The sequence below is a fragment of the Micromonospora sp. WMMA1976 genome, from assembly GCF_027497335.1.
In the GTDB taxonomy this organism is placed as follows: Bacteria; Actinomycetota; Actinomycetes; order Mycobacteriales; family Micromonosporaceae; genus Micromonospora; species Micromonospora aurantiaca.
The window spans coordinates 2,587,767-2,604,914 of record NZ_CP114912.1 but is presented as its reverse complement, the minus strand read 5'-3'; the positions used below and the strand labels follow the sequence as shown (position 1 = coordinate 2,604,914).

Genomic DNA, 17,148 nt, shown 5'->3' with positions numbered 1-17,148 from the left:
GTGCCGGTGAGCATGCCCCGGTCGCGCACCCGCTGGGCCTTTGCATAGGCTGCGTCGCCATGGACGAGTCGCGTGGGTCAGGAGTCCTCCGTCATCAGTCGCTGCACGACGGGTTCGTACCGGCGCAAGGGCCGCAGCAGGCCTTCGCCGACGCCATCGACCGACACATTGAGGAACACTTCGGGCCCGTCGAGTTCGTCTACCACGAGATCGCCTCACACCTGGTCGGTGTGCATGTCCATGTCGTGGCCCCGACCGAGGAACGCCCGTACCGGACGCTGATCACTTCAGGGATAAGCGAGCTGCCGATGACGGTCCCGGAGGGCCACGACATCAGCCCGTACGCCGAACTGATGCTCAGCCTGCCGGCAGACTGGCCGCTGACCGATGCAGCCGGTTTCGGCGACGAAACCGGGTGGCCGCTGCGAATCCTCAAGCAGGTAGCTCGGCTGCCGCACGAGTACGGAACCTGGATCGGCGAATGGCATTCCGTGCCGAACGGCGATCCCGCGCAGCCGTACGCTACGGACACCCCGTTCGCCGGAGTCGTCGTCACGCCGATGCTGCGGGTGCCGCCCGAGGCGCGGACGATCGACGTCGACGGCGGCATCCGAATCGTGTTGCTCGCGCTGATCCCTCTGCACCCAGAGGAGATTGCAGTCAAGGTCGAACGCGGTACCGACGCACTCATCGAAGTCCTCGACCGTGGCCGCATCACCGAGTTGCTGGACCCGCGCCGGCCCTCGTACGCCTGACGGCTCGACCGGACGCGCTGACCAAGGTCACGTGCGCGCCTCTGCCGCCGAGCGAGCGCCCTGGCTAGGCGTCCTCCTGGTCAAACGGCTTGTCACTCCACCGCCACCACGCCTCGTTGCCATCGATGTGGAGGAGGAACTCAGGAACCTCCTGGCCCTCCGGGTACCGAAGCGTCACGGCGTTTCGGACTGCGTCGTATGCGCGCTCCCATGACTCGACATCCTCATCGATGCCATCGAGCAGCCGCAGTTCCTCGGCGAAGAGCGGCCGGACTTCTGCGAGCCCCTCCCTCGGGTCGACACGAGCGTTAAGCCACGGGAGGTCGCCACCGGTCACCACGAGATCAGCAAGTAACCCGCCGTCGTCGCGCCGATGCAGCGTCCAAGCGCCGCCATGATGATCGCTCACGAGGACGACGTTAGCGACTTCAGCGGATTCCTTGCCGACGTACCCGGCTTCGGCTTCGCCACTGGTCGCACCTCTGCCGGTATCCAGGTAGTCGGGCACCTCCCCCGATCTCGACCCGCCGAACGCCTAGGATGGTCCCGGTGACCTTCCCCGAACGGCGGCCCGCCGTCGTCCCGACCGACGAAGAACGGGTCGACGCGGCCCTGCGGTTGCTGACCGGCCCGCCGGTCGCACTCGACGTCGCCGTCAAGCGGCTCGCCCGCGGCAGCGGCGTCTACGCCTGGTGGGCCCTGCCCTCGGTCCTTCCCGACCTCCCCGGGCCACCGAACGACACCGACCCGTCGCGGCGGATGATCTATCTCGGCCGGGCGACCAGCCTGCGGGGCCGGATCCTGCGCAACCATCTGAGGCGTTCGGGCAGTTCGACCCTGCGCCGCACACTTGCCGGCCTCCTCGTCTCCGAGGGCTACCGGACCACCTGGACCGACCGCGTCGTCCTGGTCCCCGAGGACGAGGCACGGCTGACCGCCTGGATGCACGAAAATCTGCACCTGACCTGGGCGGAAGACCCCGAGCCGACGATCATCGAGGCCGAACTCGTCCGGCGTCTGCACCCGCCGCTCAACGTCCACGGCGTCGACCCCGCGCACATCCAGGCGGCAGTGGTCGCCGCCAAAAACGCGTACAACGCCAGCAGCGGCCCGGAGCAGCCCTAGCCTTACGCCGTCAGCGATGCTTCCAGATCACGACGGGTGAGGGCGGCGCGGAGGTGCAGCCCCTCGGCCGCCAGGTTCTCCCGCCCGCCCTGCTCGCGGTCGATGGCGCAGACCACCGTCTCCACCTGGGCACCGACGGACCGGAGTTGTCCACACGAGGCCAGGAGCGCGCCTCCCGTGGTCACGACGTCCTCGATCACCACGACCCGCAGACCGCTCACGCGGCCGCCCTCGGCCAGTTTCGCGGTCCCGTACTCCTTGGCCTGCTTGCGCACGAAGACCGTCGGCAGCCCGGTCAGCTGCGACATCACCGTGGCAATCGGAATGCCGCCCATCTCCATCCCCGCCAGCACGTCGCACTCCGGCAGCAGAGCCACCATCGCCTCGGCGACCTCGCGCAGCAGCTCCGGCTTCCCCTCGAACAGGTACTTGTCGAAGTACTCGTCGCTGACCTGCCCGGATCGGAGATGGAACCGGCCGGTGAGATGGCAGGTGTCGTGGACGCGGCGCGCGAGCGGGTGAGTCACCGGCCCAGTCTCGCACCCGTCACACGATCCGTCGGATGCGTACCCTCGGGCGCTCGTTGCGCAGGTGCCGCAGCTTGTGCTGGCGGACCTGCTCCTCCCACACCTCCTGGTCGTACCCCGGATCCGGCGCCGTCCACCGGTGCGACCCGTCGCTGTAGTGGAACTTCTCGTCGCCGGCCCGCAGCACGCTCACCGCACCCACCCCAGGAACCGCCGGTGCAACGTCCCCGCCGGCGCCCAGCTGAGATCCGCAGTCGCTCGCACCAGCTGCGCCCCCAGGTACACCGCCAGCGACACCGGCGCACCCTCGTACTCCGCAAGCAGCTCCCGCCGCCGCGTCGCGCACGGCCACGGCACACCGCACCCCCCGCACGTCCAGACCGGCAGCACCGGCCCGTGGGTGCTCACCCGCGCACCCCCAGGAAGCGGGCGACGCTCGCGCGCGCCTGCCGGCTGGTCGCCCACGCGACCTGCCAGCAGGGGTACGGAGTCAGCCGCGCCCACCACAGCCGACAACCCACGCACATCCCGTCCAGACCCCGTACGTGCACCGCCAGGATCGCCTGTTCAGCGGTGCTCACTGGTCCTCCTGCGACGGCCAGTGACCGCGATTGATCGGTACGCGGTGACGGTTCCGACACGGCAGGTCCGCACCGCAGCGGCACACCCACCGCCACTTCCGCCACGACCAGGCCGGGCGATGCCGGCGTACGAGCGTCGACGCGACGGCGAGGAGGTAGCCCTCGTACGGCAGGCGCGGCTTGGCGGGCGCGGCGACGTCCGCATCCCGGTGCGGCGCTTGCGCTGCCGCCGACTCGCTGGATGCTGTCTGCGCGTGATCGGAATCAGCCAGGCCGAGGATCCTCCGTTTCGCCGCCTCCCATTCGGCCTGCTGCGCTTCCTGGCCTGTCGGGCGCCATCGGTTCCGACCGTCCATCACCACCTCCGTCCGCTCCAGCGCGACGGATCACTTCACAAGGGAGTGCCGTGTCGCGCCCGGCAGGATGAGGCGTTTCCTCACCCGAAAACGGACACTAGGGCCGCATGGTGATGGAGAAATTACCGCTGGTTATGCCGCCAGGCTGATGCCGAGGCGCCCCGCCAGCAGACGCAGCTCGTTCGGCACGGCCCGCCGCTTGGCTCGCTGCGCCGTCGCGACGACCGCGTCCTGGGCGAGCGGGTTGAGGGAGAACGGCACCGGCGCTGCCTGCTCCGCGCGCACGAACGCCGCTATCGCCTCGTTGTCCCGGCGACCGGAATCGGCCAGTGCCCGCCCGAGGTCGAGCCAGTACGACATCTGCCGGATCGATGCCGCCAGCACCTGCGGCCGTACGGTGCGGGACAGCTCGATCACCCGGCCGGGCTCGCCGGACTCGGCCGCGATGGACATCTCCCACAGCGTCACGTTCGTCGGCCCGAATCCGCAGCCGTTGAATCCCATGCCGTCCGTCGGGTCACCGAGGGTCGCCGCTTCCCGGGCGGCCTCGGTCAGATGGTCACGCGCGGCGTCGAGGCGCCCGCTGACTGTCGAGGCCAGAGCCGCCGACAGGTGCAACTGGCCGAGCATCTGCCGGACCCGCTCATCGGAGGCGGCGGACTGAAGCTCCGCGAGCGACCGGTCAGCCGCCCGCGCGGCGAGCGACGCCGACTCGATCGGCAGACTCTGCGCGTACGCGAAGCGGGTCGCGCCCAGCCACGCCGCCTCCGCCACGTCCTCGGCCGCCGTCACCGCCACCCGCGCCGCGTTCAACGCCAGGTGTCGGTACCCGAGGTGCCGCAGGCAGGCCGACGCCTGGTACGCCACCTGCGCGAGCGCCGGGCCGCCCGCCGCGGCAGCCTCCAGCAGCAGGCCGGGCAGCATCTGCGACATGGCCGGGAAGTTCGAGCGGTGGCGAAGCTGCTCACTGCGCGCGATGCCTGCCGCCAACTCTCCCGGGGTACGCGTCGACGGCCGCCGCTCGCCGTCCTCGATCTCGATCAGCGCCGACCAGATCGCCGGCACGCACTCCGCCGCGCGCTCGCGTGCCGGGTCACCCGTCTCGGTGCCCTGACCGAGCAGGTCCGCGACCGTGATCTGCAACGCGGCGGCGACAGCGACCAGGGTGGAGCGCCTGTCAATCGTCTTGCGGCCGGACTCGACCTGAGAGATGTAGGACTGGCTGACCCCGGCGAGCCCGGCGAGAACGGCCTGGCTCATCCCGCCACGGCGCATCCGCCAGTAGCGGATCCGGGCACCGATCGTGTCGGCCTTGCTGGCCATGTCTCGCCTGCCTCCCAGGACGAGGGCTGGGACTTCGGCACCGGCCGGTAAGCCGGCATACCCGTGCGCCAGTGTACGTGGATCGGTGCTCTTGTATTGACGTCGAGACGTCTCCTACCTGCCGCTCCCCTGCGCCCTGTGGTCGACTGGTCGGGCTGACCGGAGGTGCCGCCAACATGCCAACGCCGCCTGCCTACCTGACGATCGCCGCCGACCTACGTGCCGCGATCCTGTCCGGAGAACTCCCCGCTGGAGCCAAGGTGCCGTCCGAGTCCGGCCTGATGCGCCAGTACGAGGTGAGCCGGACCGTCGCCAAGTGGGCCATCGCCGTGCTGAAGGGCGAGGGCATCGTGGAGGGTCGCGCCGGATCCGGCGTGTACGTCCGACACACCACCCGGCTGGTCCGTCATGCCCGAGGCCGCGACGTCCGCTCCGCCGACGGCCCGGCGTCCCCGTTCGCCCGCGACGCGGCCGACGCCGGACAGCACGGCACGTGGGAGCACGAAAGCCGACACGAGCAGGCCGATGAGCGGATTGCCGCCCGGCTCGGCATCGAGCCGGGCGCACCGGTGATGCGGACGTCATACCGCTTCCTCGCCGACGGCGACCCGATACAGCTCTCCGTGTCGTACGAGCCACGTGCCCTCACCAAGGGCACTCCGGTCGAGTGGCCCGAGGACGGAGAGATCAAGGGCGTCGTCGCACGCATGGACACCATCGGCGTACGGGTCGACGAGGTCGTGGAGCGTGTCAGCCATCGATCAGCGACGGCCGAGGAGGTCGAGGCTCTCAACCTGCCGGCCCGCACGTTTGTGCACACCATCGAGCGGACCTAAACGGCGAGCGGCACGCCTGTGGAGACGGCCGACATTGTGCTACCGGGCGGGCGATACGACCTCGTCTACCGTCTCCCCATCAACTGACGAGACGGCGGAGGTGACGTGATGTCGACAAGCTCGCCGGATGGGAGGGCGCTTCCGATGACCGACGATCCGCACGCAGGAGCCATGAGCTTCATCTTCGAGGCCGGCGTGCTCAAGCGCGCTGCCCGTACCGGTTGGTGGTTCGCCGGTGTGAAGCACCCCGAGTCGATCGCCGACCACTCGTTCCGCACGGCACTCATCGGCATGATGCTCGCGGCCATGGAGGGCGCCGACCCGGGTCGCGTCTCGATGTTGTGCGTCCTGCACGACACGCAGGAGACCCGGATCACCGACATCCCCCACATCGCCAAGCGCTATCTCACGGCCCCACCCAACACCGCCGTCACCGCCGACCAGGTAGCCGATTGCCCACCCGCCGTTGCCGACGTGATCAACGCTGCCGTCGCAGAGTACGAGGCCGGCGAAACCCTGGAAGCCATCGTGGCCCGCGACGCGGACAAGTTGGAGTGCCTCGTCCAAGCGGTTGAGTACCGGCATCAGGGTGTCGCGGACGTGCAGCGCTGGATCGACAGCTCACGATCTGCGCTCAAGACATCGTCTGCCCATCGTCTCGCCGACGTCGCCCTCACCGGCGCTCCAATGGCATGGTTGAATCCGCCCGCCAGCCCGCCCGTGACGTAGACGTCAGAGGACACCACGGCCCTGTGCGGTGACACCCTGCCCGCACGATGGAACCTGACGTCCGACTGACGGCGTCCGGCACCAAGCCGGCGAACGAGGCTCCGTCGGTGCCAAGCAGGTTCCCCTGACTACCGCTTGATGCCGGCATCGCCAGGTTGAAGCGCGGTGGCGACGAGGCGGAGTTGTTCCGGCGACAGTTCACCTCCGTGACGGCGGTAGGTAGCCGGTCCGAGGCCGACGAGAACGTCGTCCACGTACGTCCATCGGCACGGCCCCCAGTACCTGGGGCTGGTGAGCAGTTCTTCACTGAGCTGACGCCCACCGGACCGGGCGCCGAGGGTGGTCAGGGCTTCCGCTGTCATGTCGACCGCCGTGTCCGGGCGGCTGCTGTCGGCACAGGCCGGAACGAGCAGGAGCAACCGCTCGGCCGGCGTGTGGTCCGGATCCGGCTGCCGCGCTGCGGCGACCACCTCCTGCCATGCGAACGCCGGCCCTCGGAAATGTCCCTCCATCGCGGCGAGGGGGATCGACACGTCGCCGGTGCCGGGGTCGAGCACGTAGTCGACGCCCCCCTCGCCCTCGTAGTTGCGCAGGACGACGTGCAGGCGACAGCCCTCGGCGAGCGGTAGCGAGAACACCGGCCATCGGTCCGGGTCGAGGAATGCGTCGACGATCGGTTCCAGATCGGCTGGATCGACGCCGAACGCGTCCGGTGCCGACGCGGCTCCGCCGACGGTGGCGAGGAAGGTGGGCCAGAACATCGCGTACGACATCAGGTCGGATCCGTCGACCAGCGGCGACCGCAGGATCGGCGGTTCGTAACCGTCCAGGTATCCGGGGATGATCACCTCGCCATCATGGCAGCGCGGTAGCCGCCTGGCGGACCGGTGCCGTTCGGCGCAGTGCCCGACGGGTTCGAGCATCCCGACATGGCGAGTGGATCGGCCTGTCAGAGCTGGCTGCCTGGGCCGAGAATCTCCGGCGGGACATAACCGTCGTGGTCCTTGGGATCACCGGCGTGAAGTCCCGCGTACATCTGGTACGGCAGGAGCAGGACATCAGATGTACGGGCAAGGTCCAGCTCCGTGCTGGGCCCGAACCAGCCGTCCACGAGGGAGTCCTTGACGATCAACGTACACAGGATGACGACTCTGCGACCGTCGACCGCGCAGGCCTGAAGCTCGACGCGTTCCGTGGCGGTCCACCGGTCCCCGCTGGTGAAGCGGTAGTGGAAGTGCACCGCCGGACCCCGCTCGGGTGCCTGGGGGTGGACAGTCGTCTTCCAGGCGGTCACTTCGGCGGTCACCGGGTAGGTCTGGTCTCCTCGGACCACAGTGACCTTCCGGGCCGCCGATCCGGGCTCCGGAGTAGAGGGGCGGTGGTCAGTGCCGCACGCTACGACTGCAGTCGCGACGGGGATGACGAGGATGCCGACGCGGCCGAGGCGGAACCACGAAGTCATGCGAGACATCGTAGACGGGCAGGCCGGCGGACCCGATCCGATAACGGTCAGCCGGACAGTCGCGATCGGGTGTCCACCTCCGCGCCCGACACGATCTGTTCCGCGAGACGTGTCGTCTTCACCGTCTCCGGATGCTCCTGCCCGAGCACCTCGACCCGTTTCCTCACCGTCTCCCGGCAAAGGGTCAGAGCTTCATCGGTGCGACCGGCGGCAAGCAGATCGATCACCACGTCGTAGGCCGAGAGCAGCGTATGGGGATGGTCGTCGCCGAGTACTCTCCGCCGACGCACGTAGGTCTCCTGGTTGAGGGCCAGGCTCTCCTCGTGCCGCCCGAGCGCCCGAAGATCCAGAGCCAGGTTGTGCGCGGTTCCCAGTGTCTCCAGGTGCTCCTCGCCGAAGATCCTCGCCTTCCGCTTCAAGGTGTCCTCGTGCAGGGCACGCGCGTCTCGGGGCTTTCCGAGTTCACGGAGGGTGGACGCGAAGAGATCCGCCGCGTTGAGGGTGAGCAGTTGGTCCTCACCGAAGGCTCGGCGGCTCCGCCTGTACACCTCGACAGCCATGTCCTGACACTCCGCGTACCGTGCCTGCCGCCAGAGGGCGCCGCCCACGGTGTGGCCGGCGGAAAGTGTTTGCCGATCATCAGGTCCGAGGTAGACCTGCCAGTGCTCGTAGAGGGTCGCGGCCAGCTCTCGACCGTGTTCCAGCTCACCACGCTCGGCCAGATACCAGGCCGCCCTATGAGCAGCGGATCGCAGAGATGTTGCCGGGGTCGCGACGAGGTCGCTAGCCAGCAGGTGCGGCATCAGCCGGTCCCAGAGTTCCCACGACGACGTGCTCTTGCTGTCGGCCGGGCAGACGCTCGCCAGGACCTCGTCGGCCCTTCGGCGGATCTCCGGGCGGCGTTCCGCGTCGATGCTTCCACTGATCACCAGTTGCACGAGCCGGTGCAGCAGAATCGATTTCCCGTCCACCCGTGCCAGGCCGTAGCGCGAGATCCAGCCGAGCGTCCGGCGCATCCCCAGCGTCGTCTGCAACTGCGCCGCCAGCGGCTCTGCCAGCACGACGGCGGTTTCTGGCCTGAACAACTCGACGGGGATCGGCTCGGCCGCCATCATCGAACAGATCTCGAAAAGCTGCACGGCCGCCGGGGATTCCTCCTCCAGCCGCCGGAGAGCGGTCACCACCACCTGTGTCAGCGGCGTGGGGTAGGTGGGCAGGCGCCCGTCCTCCAGCAGTTCCCTACCGTTGCGGTCCAACTCCTTGAGATATTCCGTCGCGGACATACCTGTCTCGTTCATGAGGGAGCACGCCTGGGCGACCGCCAGGGGCAGATCTTCCAGACGACTGGCGATGTCGTTCGCCTCAGCGCTGCTCAACGTGGGCGACAGACGCCTCATGAGAGCCACCGATTCGGCCCGCGAGAACGGGTCCAATGCAACCGGATCTCCCATCAACTCCCAAGCGGGATTCCGGGACGTGATGATGACGTGCCCCGGCCCCTGGGGCACCCACTGCGCCAGTGCGGCCGGATCCTCCGCGTTGTCGAAGATGAGCAGCCATCGATCGGTCCGGGAGAACTGGAGCCTCACCTCGCGGAGAGCCGAAGGGATGTCGGCCGCAGTCTTCACCCATCCGGCCGCGACGCCCAGCGACGTCAGCTGGCCGCCGATCATTGACGGCGTCTCCGCGTCGATCCACCAGACCAGGTCGTAGCGCTGCAGTCGACGGTAGGCGTATTCGGTGCTCAGCGTGGTTTTTCCGACGCCGCCGATTCCATGGAGCACCTGGACGACAGTCGGCGTCCGCTCCTCGATGCCGTTCTCGAAAGCGGCGAGTTGAATGTCTCGTCCGACGAAACAGGGGTTACGTGGCGGGAGGTTGTAGACGACTTCGCGGCGCCTATTCGGCGGGTCGGAGTCGGCCACCGCCTTCTGCTCTCCCGAATGGCCGGCCCACGCAGCCAGGGCCGCACCGATGACCGGACATACGAGCGCCGCTACGGTTGCTGAGGTCTGTACGTCCAAGTCGGCCCACACCTGGCACGCCAGCCAGGTCGCGGCCACCAACATTGCGCTGGCACCGGTGGCTACCAGCCACCGCGCGTTTCCTCTCAACCGTTACCCCGCTTTCGAGGAGCGCGCCAACGGTGATCCGTAGAGTTTAGACTTTACACCTTGTCTATGGCTGTGCCGAGCCGCGCTCTCCGCCGAGGACGTCCTTTCACGACGCGAACGTCGTCCATTCCCGAGTCGGGATGCAGCCCTCGCTCACGTCCCAGCAGCCCTCTGCCCATGCTTTCGCCACCATCACCGGGCGGCTCAGCACCACATCACCGGCCCGTTGTACCCGCAGCACCAACCCGAGCTGCGACGAACACGGATCGGCGCCCTGCGAGTACCTCAATTCCAGGCTGCGCTCCGCGAGGTGCTCGGTGAAATCGTGCTCCAGCCGTGAGGGCCGCTGTCCCACCAGCCGCAATCCGTCCAGTGTCACCTGCGGTCCGCGAAGGGCGTTGACGGCGACGCCGGCCAAGCTGTTCGACTCGTCGTAATAGGTGGTGACCGCGGGTCCGGTCGGCGCCGCGCCCGCACTCCGCTCAAGCCAGAAATCCGCCCACCTGTCGGAGCAAGCGACACCGAGGACGCCGTGCACAGCAGCCTGCACCTGCTCGTGCGTCATTCCGAACACCAGCGGGCCGACGTGCGCGAACGGTGTGAACGTCCAGCGCAGTCGCTGTTCGTCGGTCAGAACCGCCCAGACGTCGGCTGACAATCCTCAGAACCAGCTTTCGCGCATGTCCAGCGTCGTCCGGTCCAGCCCTTCCAACAGGTCGAACTGCGCCCCCACCTTCGGCAGCTCCCACCTGAAGAAGTACCGCGCCGCCTGCCTCTTCCCCGCCAGGAACTCCCCCTCGGCCCCGTCCGGTGACCCCAGCGCCTCCACCGCGAGCACCTGCTCGAGCCACATCCACGCGATCACCACGTGCCCGACGGCCTCCAGGTAGACCGAGGCGTTCGCCAGCGCCAGCTCCGGATCGCCCGGAGCCCACAGCCGCCGCGTCACCACGGCGATCCGGTCCACCGCCGCGGCGAGCTGACCGGCCAGCTCCGAGGCGAACCCCTCGGCCTTCCACGCCCGGGTCACGGTGCCGCGGATGGTCTCCAGCAGCAGTTCCAGCGCGGCGCCGTCGCGCATGGTGACCTTGCGGCCGAGCAGGTCGAGGGCCTGGATGCCGTGGGTGCCCTCGTGGATGGCGTTGAGCCGGTTGTCCCGCCAGTGCTGCTCGACGTCGTAGTCGCGGGTGTAGCCGTACCCGCCGTGCACCTGGATGGCCAGGTCGTTGGCGGCCAGGCACCACTGCGCCGGCCAGCTCTTGGTGATCGGGGTGAGCAGGTCCAGCAGCAGTTGCGCCCGTTCGCGGTCGGCCTCGGCGGGCGCGGTCTTCTGCTCGTCGAGCAGCCGTCCGCAGTAGAGCACCAGCGCGAGCGCGCCCTCCACGTAGCTCTTCTGGGCCAGCAGCATCCGGCGTACGTCGGGGTGGGCGACGATCGGCACCTGCGGCGTGGTGGGGTCCTTGTCGGCGACCGGCCGGCCCTGCGGGCGCTGCCGAGCGTACGCGACGGACTTCAGGTACGCAGTGTAGCCGAGCGCGGTGGCGCCGGCCCCGATGCCGATGCGCGCCTCGTTCATCATGTGGAACATCACCGCGAGCCCCTGGTGCGGTTGTCCCACCAGGTAGCCGACCGCCCCGACCCGCCCGTACGGCCGGTGCACGCCCTCACCGAAGTTCAGCAGCGTGTTGATGGTGCCCCGGTAGCCGAGCTTGTGGTTGAGGCCGACCAGCACCACGTCGTTGCGCGGCCCGAGGTTGCCGTCGTCGTCGAGCAGCACCTTCGGCACGATGAACAGCGACAGCCCTTTCACGCCGGGCGGCGCGCCGGGGATGCGGGCCAGCACCAGGTGGACGATGTTCTCGGCGAGTTCGTGGTCACCGCCGGAGATCCACATCTTGGTGCCGACGATCCGGTACGTGCCGTCGTCCTGCGGCTCGGCCCGCGTGGTCAGGTCGGTCAGGGAGCTGCCGGCCTGCGGTTCGGACAGGCACATGGTGCCGAAGAACCGTCCCTCGACCATCGGGCGTACCCAGGTGTCGATCTGCTCGGCGCTGCCGTGGGCGAGCAGCAGGTTGGCGTTGCCGAGGGTGAGCATCGGGTACGCCGACGTGCCGACGTTGGCGGCCTGGAACCAGGCGAACGCGGCGGCGGCCACCGTGTGCGGCAGTTGCAGCCCGCCGACCGACTCGTCCATGGTGGCGGCGAGCAGCCCGGTCTCGGCGAACGCCTCCAGGGCGGCCTTCACCTGCGGGATGGTCCGCACGCGCTGCCCGTCGAACGTGGGCTCGCCGGTGTCGGCGGCCCGGTTGTGCGGGGCGAAGCGTTCGGCGGCGACCCGGGCGGCGAGGTCGAGCACCTCGTCGACTGTTTCCCGGGTGTGCTCGGCGTAGCGGGGGCGTTCGGTCAGCCGGGTCACGTCCAGCCAGTCGTGCAGCAGGAACGCGAGGTCGCGGCGGGACAGCAGCAGATCGGACGAGGACAACGTGGACTCCTTCCGGTCAGCCGCGGCGCAACCCGGCGACGGCCTCCCGCACGTCATCCTGACCGATCGGAGCCGGCGGCGCACCCTCCGCCGCCTCCCGGAGCGCCTTGGCGAGTTGCACCCGGCGCAGCGCCTCGCGAAGGTCCGCGCCGGTCAGCCCGGCCGTGTCGGCCGCGAGGGCGGCCGGGTCGAGGTCGTCGGCGAACATTGTGAAGCCGGGCCGTTCGTGCCGGTCGATCAGCTCGCGGATCATCTTGGTGAGGATCTCCGCGCGTCCGTTCTCGTCCGGCGCCGGAATGGCGATCTTCAGGTCGAAACGGCCGGAGCGGATCAGCGAGGCGTCGACGCGGTGCGGGAAGTTGGTGGTGGCGACCACGATGACGTCGGGGTTCTCCTCGAACAGCGTGTTCATCTCCTGCTTGAAGATGCCCGCTACCGCGTTGACGGCCTGGCTGGCCGCGTCGCCGCCGGCGCCGGCGTAGCTGATGATCGAGTCGAACTCGTCGAACAGCATCACTGTGGGCCGCCGGTAGCGGCGTGCCTCCCGGAAAATGCGCTTGATGTTGCGTTCCGAGCCGCCGAGGTACTTGTCCAGGATCTCCGGGGTGCGGATCTCCACGAAGTCCGCGCCGACCTCGTTGGCCAGCGCCCGGGCCAGCATGGTCTTGCCGGTACCGGGCGGCCCGTACATCAGGATGCCCTGCGGCCGGCGCGCACCCCAGCGGGCCATCGCCGCCGGGTGCCGGAACGACACCGCCACCTCGCGGAACCGCGCGACCACGTCGGGCAGGCCGCCGACCTGGTCGAGGGTCACCGTCGCGCTGCGCGGCCCCGCCGCCGCCGTCACCGGTCGCCGCCCCACAAGATACGTCCGGCCGCGCAGCACCGTCGGCTCGTCGCTGTCGCCGGACAACTCGCGTACGGCCTGGAGCAGCAGGCCGACCATCGCCGTCAGGTGCGCCGGACCCACCTCGGCGCTTGGTACGTCGGCGCGGATGCGTACCGTGCCGTTGTCCTGGTCGACGCGGGGCCGCAGCCCGGCTTCGCGGGCCACGCGCAGCACCTCCCGGCCGGCCTCGTCGCCGGGCGGCGCGGCGAGCGTGGCGACCGGTCGCGGCCAGATGCGCCGGCCGGGCTCCGCGGCGATCCGGCCCACCGCGGCGGCCGGGCCGTCGCCGCCGCGCGCGGCCAGCCGCTCGGCGAGCAGCACGCCGACGGGCCCGGCCAGACCGAGGGCGATCAGGCCCGCCGGGGTGCTCTCCACCCGCAGGTACGCCTCGAAGCGGTGCACCGGCGGCTCGGCTGCGGTGTCGGCGCGCACGGTGCAGCGGACCTCCCGCACCGGGGCCGGGAAGTCGCCGTCGACGAGCAGCTCCACCGGCCCGTCGACGGCGGCGGCGAGCAGCCCGGCCGCGTCGGCGATGCGCACCTCGGCGCCGAACAGCGGCACCGTCTCCTCATCCGGCCGTACCTCGGTCATCGGCAGCCCTCTCCTCGCGGCGGCGTCCGCTTCCCTCGCGTGGCGTCCGCCTCCGAGTCTGGCACCGGCCCGGCCGGGCGGCCACCGCTGCGCCGCCGCCGCTGGCCTGGCCGCCGCCCGCCAGGCCGCTGTTCAGCTCGCCTCGGCGAGCAGGCCGTCGACCAGGTCGCGGGGCAGCCCGTGGGTGTCGTGCAGCCAGTGGTAGTCGCGTTCGGTCAGCGGCCCGCGCGCCCGTACCCGGTCCACGAGCGACCGTCCGCGTCGCAGCAGTCCGCGGAAGCGGCGTTCCTCGTCCACCAGCGTCGCGTGCAGCGAGCCGACGTCGACCGGCTGGCGGAAGCGGCGCAGCGTGTCCCCGTACACCTGGGGTGGCAGATCGTTCAGGGTGCGCGCCGGATCGTCGCGCCACAGGACTGTCAGCGCGCGGCGCAGCAGCCGTCGGAGCACGTACCCGCGGCCGGTGTTGCCGGGACGTACCCCGTCACCGAGCACGACCACCGCGGACCGCAGGTGGTCGGAGACCACGCGCAGGTCCGCACCGCGCAGGTCCCACCGCTCCCCCACCGCGTCCACCCACGGCCGCAGCCCGTCGCCGGTGAACACGGACCGGTCGCCGCGCAGCACCATCTCCAGCCGTTCCAGGCCCATGCCGGTGTCGATGCTGGAGTGCGGTAGCGGCGTGAGCCGGCCGTCGGGGTGCCTGTGGTAGCGCATCTGCACGTGGTTCCACACCTCCACCCACCGCGCGTCGGTGCTGGGTGTGCCGGTGGGCGGGCCGTCGCCGGTCCACACGAAGATCTCCGAGTCCGGTCCGCAGGGGCCGGTCGGGCCGTTGGACCACCAGTTGTCCTCGCCCAGCGCCTCCACCGGCACGCCGAGCCCGGTCCAGGTGTCCCGCGCGGTGTCGTCCGGCCCTTCACCGTCGCCGCCGCCGCCGAAGACCGTGGCGTGCAGCCTCCCCGCCGGGATGCCGAAGCCGTCGGTGAGCAGGCCGAAGCCCCAGCGCAGGCTGGTCGCGATGTCGTAGTCGCCGAGCGACCAGGAGCCGAGCATCTGGAAAACGGTCAGGTGGGTGCTGTCGCCGACCTCGTCCAGGTCCGTGGTGCGCAGGCACCGCTGCACGTTCGCCAGTCGCCGTCCGCCCGGGTGCGGGCGCCCCAGCAGGTACGGGGTGAGCGGGTGCATGCCGGACGTGGTGAACAGCACCGGGTCACCGGGCGGCGGAACGAGCGAACTCTCCGGCGCGTCCTGATGGCCGTGCCGGTGGTAGTGGTCGAGGAACGTCCGGGTGATGTCGTCGGGTGTCATGGCGGGTGCCTTCCGGGTACGGGTGACCGGACGGCCCGCCGCGCGCGTTGGCGTCGACACGACGACGCCGGCGGACCGTTTCCGGTCGCCGGCGTGGGTGTGGGGCAGGTCAGGCGGCGGCAACCGGCGAGCGGGAAGCTCGCGCGGCTGCGGCGGTGAAGGTGCGCCTGCTCTGCATACTTCGACGCTAGCCCGGCCGCCCCGTCCCGCCCAGCCCTTTTCCCGCGCGCCCCCGTGCCCTCGCCCGCGCCCACCCTCGCCCTCGCTCGCGCTGACTCAAGATCAACACCACTTCCCCGAAATGGCGGGGTCGGCGCCCTTCGGATACCGCCACTTCACCGAGGTGGAGTTGATCATGCGACTCCCGAGGTGCGGGTGGAACGGCATGGGTGTCAAAACGGGCCGGAGACACCCATGGTGTTCCACCCGGGCGGGTGGCGGGTGGCGGGTCGCGGGTGGCGGGTCGCGGATGGCGGGTTGTGGGTGGCAGGAGGTGGGTGGCGGGCGTCAGCGGGTGGGGGTGAGCAGCCGGCGGTAGAGGGCGTCGAGGCGTTCGGCCTGCGCCTCCCACGTCCACCCCGGGAGTGGCGAGTCCGGGCCCTCGTACGCGGCGCGGTAGCGGGCCGGATCCGCCAGCACCGTCCGGACGGCGCGGGCCAGGTCGGCGGCGTCGCGGGCGCGGAACACTTCGCCCTGGCCGGTGGCCCGGACCGTCTCGGCCATGGTGCGGACGTCGCTGACCACGATCGGCAGCCGCGCGTGCGCGTACTCGAAGAACTTGGTGATCAGCGCGATCTCGTGATTGGGCCAGTGGTGCAGCGGGATCAGCCCGATGTCGGCGGTGGCGAGGAACTCGACGAGCTGGTGGTGCGGCACGTACGGCAGCACGTGCACCCGGTCGCCCACGCCGTGCCGGGCCGCGCGGGCGACGACCTGACGGACGTAGGCGGCGTCCGGGTCGGCGACGACGAGCGCCAGGTGTACGCCGGGCAGCAGCGGCAACGCCTCGACCACGGTGTCCACGCCGCGCTGGACCGCCATCGCCCCGCTGTAGACGAGCAGCGGCGTGTCCGGGCGCAGACCGCACCGCTGCCGCAGGTCGGGAGCGGCCAGGTCGGCGGTCTCGAAGGCGGCCGACTCGAGGGCGGGCGGCTCGGAGGCGGGCGCCTCGGGGGCGGCCGGCTCGGGGACGGCCGGCTCGGGGACGGCCGGCTCGGGGACGGGCGGGTCGGAGGCGGTCGGCACGGGAGCAGCCGGCTCGGGGGCGGTGGTGACCGGGGCGTTCAGCACCACGGTCGGGCGTTCGGGCAGGGCGTGGTCGCGTACCAGCAGGTCGGCGAGCGTGTCGGAGACGGTGACCACCGCGTCGGCGTGACCGACGTACTCGCGGACGTAGCCGAGGTGCGCGGGCAGCCAGCGGCGGTTCTCGCGGCGGGGTCGTGCGCCGGGCAGCCACTCGTGCGCGTCCCAGACCAGCTTGACGTCGCGTCCGGCGGCGCGGGCGCGGTCCACGGCGCGGGCGGCCACGCCGAGCATCCGGAAGTCGTGCGCGTGGATCAGCTCGGGTCGCAGCTCGTCAACGACGGGCCCGGCGACCCGTTCGTAGTCCCAGAGGCCCGGCTCCAGCCGCCGCCAGGCCCCGTCCCGCAGCCGGGCCCGCCAGTAGCGGACCTGGGCGTGCTCCACCGGACAGCGGGCCAGCCGCGCCGCGCGCAACGGGAGCCCGCCCCGGGCCACCAGCCGCGCCCGCAGCCCGGACACGCCGCCCAGGCTCGCGAAGCCCTCGCGCGAGCCCGCACGGCCACCCGAAGCGGAAACGCCGCGCTGGCCGGCGACGACGGCCGGTGAAGCGGCGAGCGGCAGGACGCGGGCCTCGGCGTCGCCGAGCCGCCAGCGGCGTTCGGCGTCGACGTGGGCGCAGCCGATCAGGGTGACGTCCCAGCCGGCGTCGGCGGCCGAGCGCGCCGCCTTCTGCACCCGCGAGTCACCGTCGATCGCGTTGTCGACGAGCATGACCACGCGCCGGCGAAGCCGCATCGTCGAACACCCTTCACCCGTACGCCCCGACGG

Annotated in this window: 18 protein-coding genes; 4 read left to right on the top strand and 14 right to left on the bottom strand. The window is 70.6% G+C overall.

Features of this window, described 5'->3' with window-relative positions; translation table 11 throughout:
• Window positions 1-59 precede the first annotated feature (59 nt).
• Window positions 60-755, top strand: coding sequence for a suppressor of fused domain protein (locus O7546_RS11945; RefSeq protein ID WP_281600920.1), 696 nt, complete (start codon window positions 60-62; stop codon window positions 753-755).
• 64 nt (window positions 756-819) lie between these two features.
• On the opposite strand, the gene O7546_RS11940 is transcribed toward O7546_RS11945, so the two are convergent.
• Window positions 820-1,263: a hypothetical protein gene (locus O7546_RS11940; RefSeq protein WP_228531845.1), complete on the bottom strand. Its 444-nt coding sequence runs from the start codon at window positions 1,261-1,263 to the stop codon at window positions 820-822.
• Window positions 1,264-1,295: 32 nt separating this feature from the next.
• Here O7546_RS11940 and O7546_RS11935 point away from each other — a divergent pair, with 32 nt between their 5' ends.
• The gene (locus O7546_RS11935) at window positions 1,296-1,880 is read left to right on the top strand and encodes a GIY-YIG nuclease family protein (protein WP_194800147.1); all 585 of its coding nucleotides are present in this window, start codon (window positions 1,296-1,298) and stop codon (window positions 1,878-1,880) included.
• Between the two features lie 2 nt (window positions 1,881-1,882).
• Here the strand turns inward: O7546_RS11935 and pyrE are convergent, their stop codons facing one another.
• The 5 genes from pyrE to O7546_RS11910 all read right to left on the bottom strand — a co-directional run bounded on the left by pyrE (window position 1,883) and on the right by O7546_RS11910 (window position 4,667).
• Complete coding sequence (gene pyrE / locus O7546_RS11930) at window positions 1,883-2,407, bottom strand: orotate phosphoribosyltransferase (RefSeq protein WP_194800110.1); 525 nt, start codon at window positions 2,405-2,407, stop codon at window positions 1,883-1,885.
• Window positions 2,408-2,426: 19 nt separating this feature from the next.
• Window positions 2,427-2,600 (bottom strand): hypothetical protein, encoded by a 174-nt coding sequence (locus O7546_RS11925; RefSeq protein ID WP_194800109.1) that lies wholly within the window; start codon window positions 2,598-2,600, stop codon window positions 2,427-2,429.
• A complete protein-coding gene (locus O7546_RS30755; protein ID WP_348651251.1) occupies window positions 2,597-2,815 on the bottom strand; it encodes a hypothetical protein in 219 nt (72 codons plus the stop codon). Before O7546_RS30755 ends, O7546_RS11925 begins: the two co-directional genes overlap by 4 nt.
• Window positions 2,812-3,231 carry a hypothetical protein gene (locus O7546_RS30750; protein ID WP_194800146.1) on the bottom strand — a complete coding sequence of 140 codons (420 nt, stop codon included), beginning with the start codon at window positions 3,229-3,231 and terminating at the stop codon, window positions 2,812-2,814. Before O7546_RS30750 ends, O7546_RS30755 begins: the two co-directional genes overlap by 4 nt.
• Window positions 3,232-3,476: 245 nt before the next feature.
• Window positions 3,477-4,667, bottom strand: coding sequence for a helix-turn-helix transcriptional regulator (locus O7546_RS11910; protein ID WP_269696793.1), 1,191 nt, complete (start codon window positions 4,665-4,667; stop codon window positions 3,477-3,479).
• Between the two features lie 176 nt (window positions 4,668-4,843).
• On the opposite strand from O7546_RS11910, the gene O7546_RS11905 reads away from it, so the two are divergent.
• Both O7546_RS11905 and O7546_RS11900 read left to right on the top strand, forming a co-directional pair.
• Complete coding sequence (locus tag O7546_RS11905; protein ID WP_269696792.1) at window positions 4,844-5,503, top strand: GntR family transcriptional regulator; 660 nt, start codon at window positions 4,844-4,846, stop codon at window positions 5,501-5,503.
• A gap of 144 nt (window positions 5,504-5,647) precedes the next feature.
• Window positions 5,648-6,232, top strand: a complete 585-nt coding sequence (locus tag O7546_RS11900) for an HD domain-containing protein (RefSeq protein ID WP_194800107.1) — start codon at window positions 5,648-5,650, stop codon at window positions 6,230-6,232.
• A 128-nt stretch (window positions 6,233-6,360) separates the two neighbouring features.
• Here O7546_RS11900 and O7546_RS11895 read toward each other — a convergent pair whose 3' ends face one another.
• The 8 genes from O7546_RS11895 to O7546_RS11860 all read right to left on the bottom strand — a co-directional run bounded on the left by O7546_RS11895 (window position 6,361) and on the right by O7546_RS11860 (window position 17,115).
• Window positions 6,361-7,080 carry a hypothetical protein gene (locus O7546_RS11895; RefSeq protein ID WP_194800106.1) on the bottom strand — a complete coding sequence of 240 codons (720 nt, stop codon included), beginning with the start codon at window positions 7,078-7,080 and terminating at the stop codon, window positions 6,361-6,363.
• Window positions 7,081-7,181: 101 nt separating this feature from the next.
• Window positions 7,182-7,538 (bottom strand): hypothetical protein, encoded by a 357-nt coding sequence (locus O7546_RS11890; RefSeq protein WP_281600919.1) that lies wholly within the window; start codon window positions 7,536-7,538, stop codon window positions 7,182-7,184.
• Between the two features lie 203 nt (window positions 7,539-7,741).
• Window positions 7,742-9,619: an FxSxx-COOH system tetratricopeptide repeat protein gene (fxsT, locus tag O7546_RS11885; RefSeq protein WP_281600918.1), complete on the bottom strand. Its 1,878-nt coding sequence runs from the start codon at window positions 9,617-9,619 to the stop codon at window positions 7,742-7,744.
• 295 nt (window positions 9,620-9,914) lie between these two features.
• Window positions 9,915-10,466 carry a hypothetical protein gene (locus tag O7546_RS11880; protein WP_228531761.1) on the bottom strand — a complete coding sequence of 184 codons (552 nt, stop codon included), beginning with the start codon at window positions 10,464-10,466 and terminating at the stop codon, window positions 9,915-9,917.
• 3 nt (window positions 10,467-10,469) lie between these two features.
• Window positions 10,470-12,290, bottom strand: a complete 1,821-nt coding sequence (locus O7546_RS11875) for an acyl-CoA dehydrogenase (protein ID WP_281600917.1) — start codon at window positions 12,288-12,290, stop codon at window positions 10,470-10,472.
• Between the two features lie 16 nt (window positions 12,291-12,306).
• The gene (locus tag O7546_RS11870; RefSeq protein ID WP_281600916.1) at window positions 12,307-13,770 is read right to left on the bottom strand and encodes an ATP-binding protein; all 1,464 of its coding nucleotides are present in this window, start codon (window positions 13,768-13,770) and stop codon (window positions 12,307-12,309) included.
• 132 nt (window positions 13,771-13,902) lie between these two features.
• Window positions 13,903-15,078: an alanine--tRNA ligase-related protein gene (locus tag O7546_RS11865; protein ID WP_281600915.1), complete on the bottom strand. Its 1,176-nt coding sequence runs from the start codon at window positions 15,076-15,078 to the stop codon at window positions 13,903-13,905.
• Window positions 15,079-15,585: 507 nt separating this feature from the next.
• Window positions 15,586-17,115, bottom strand: coding sequence for a glycosyltransferase family 4 protein (locus O7546_RS11860; protein WP_281600914.1), 1,530 nt, complete (start codon window positions 17,113-17,115; stop codon window positions 15,586-15,588).
• Window positions 17,116-17,148: the final 33 nt, after the last annotated feature.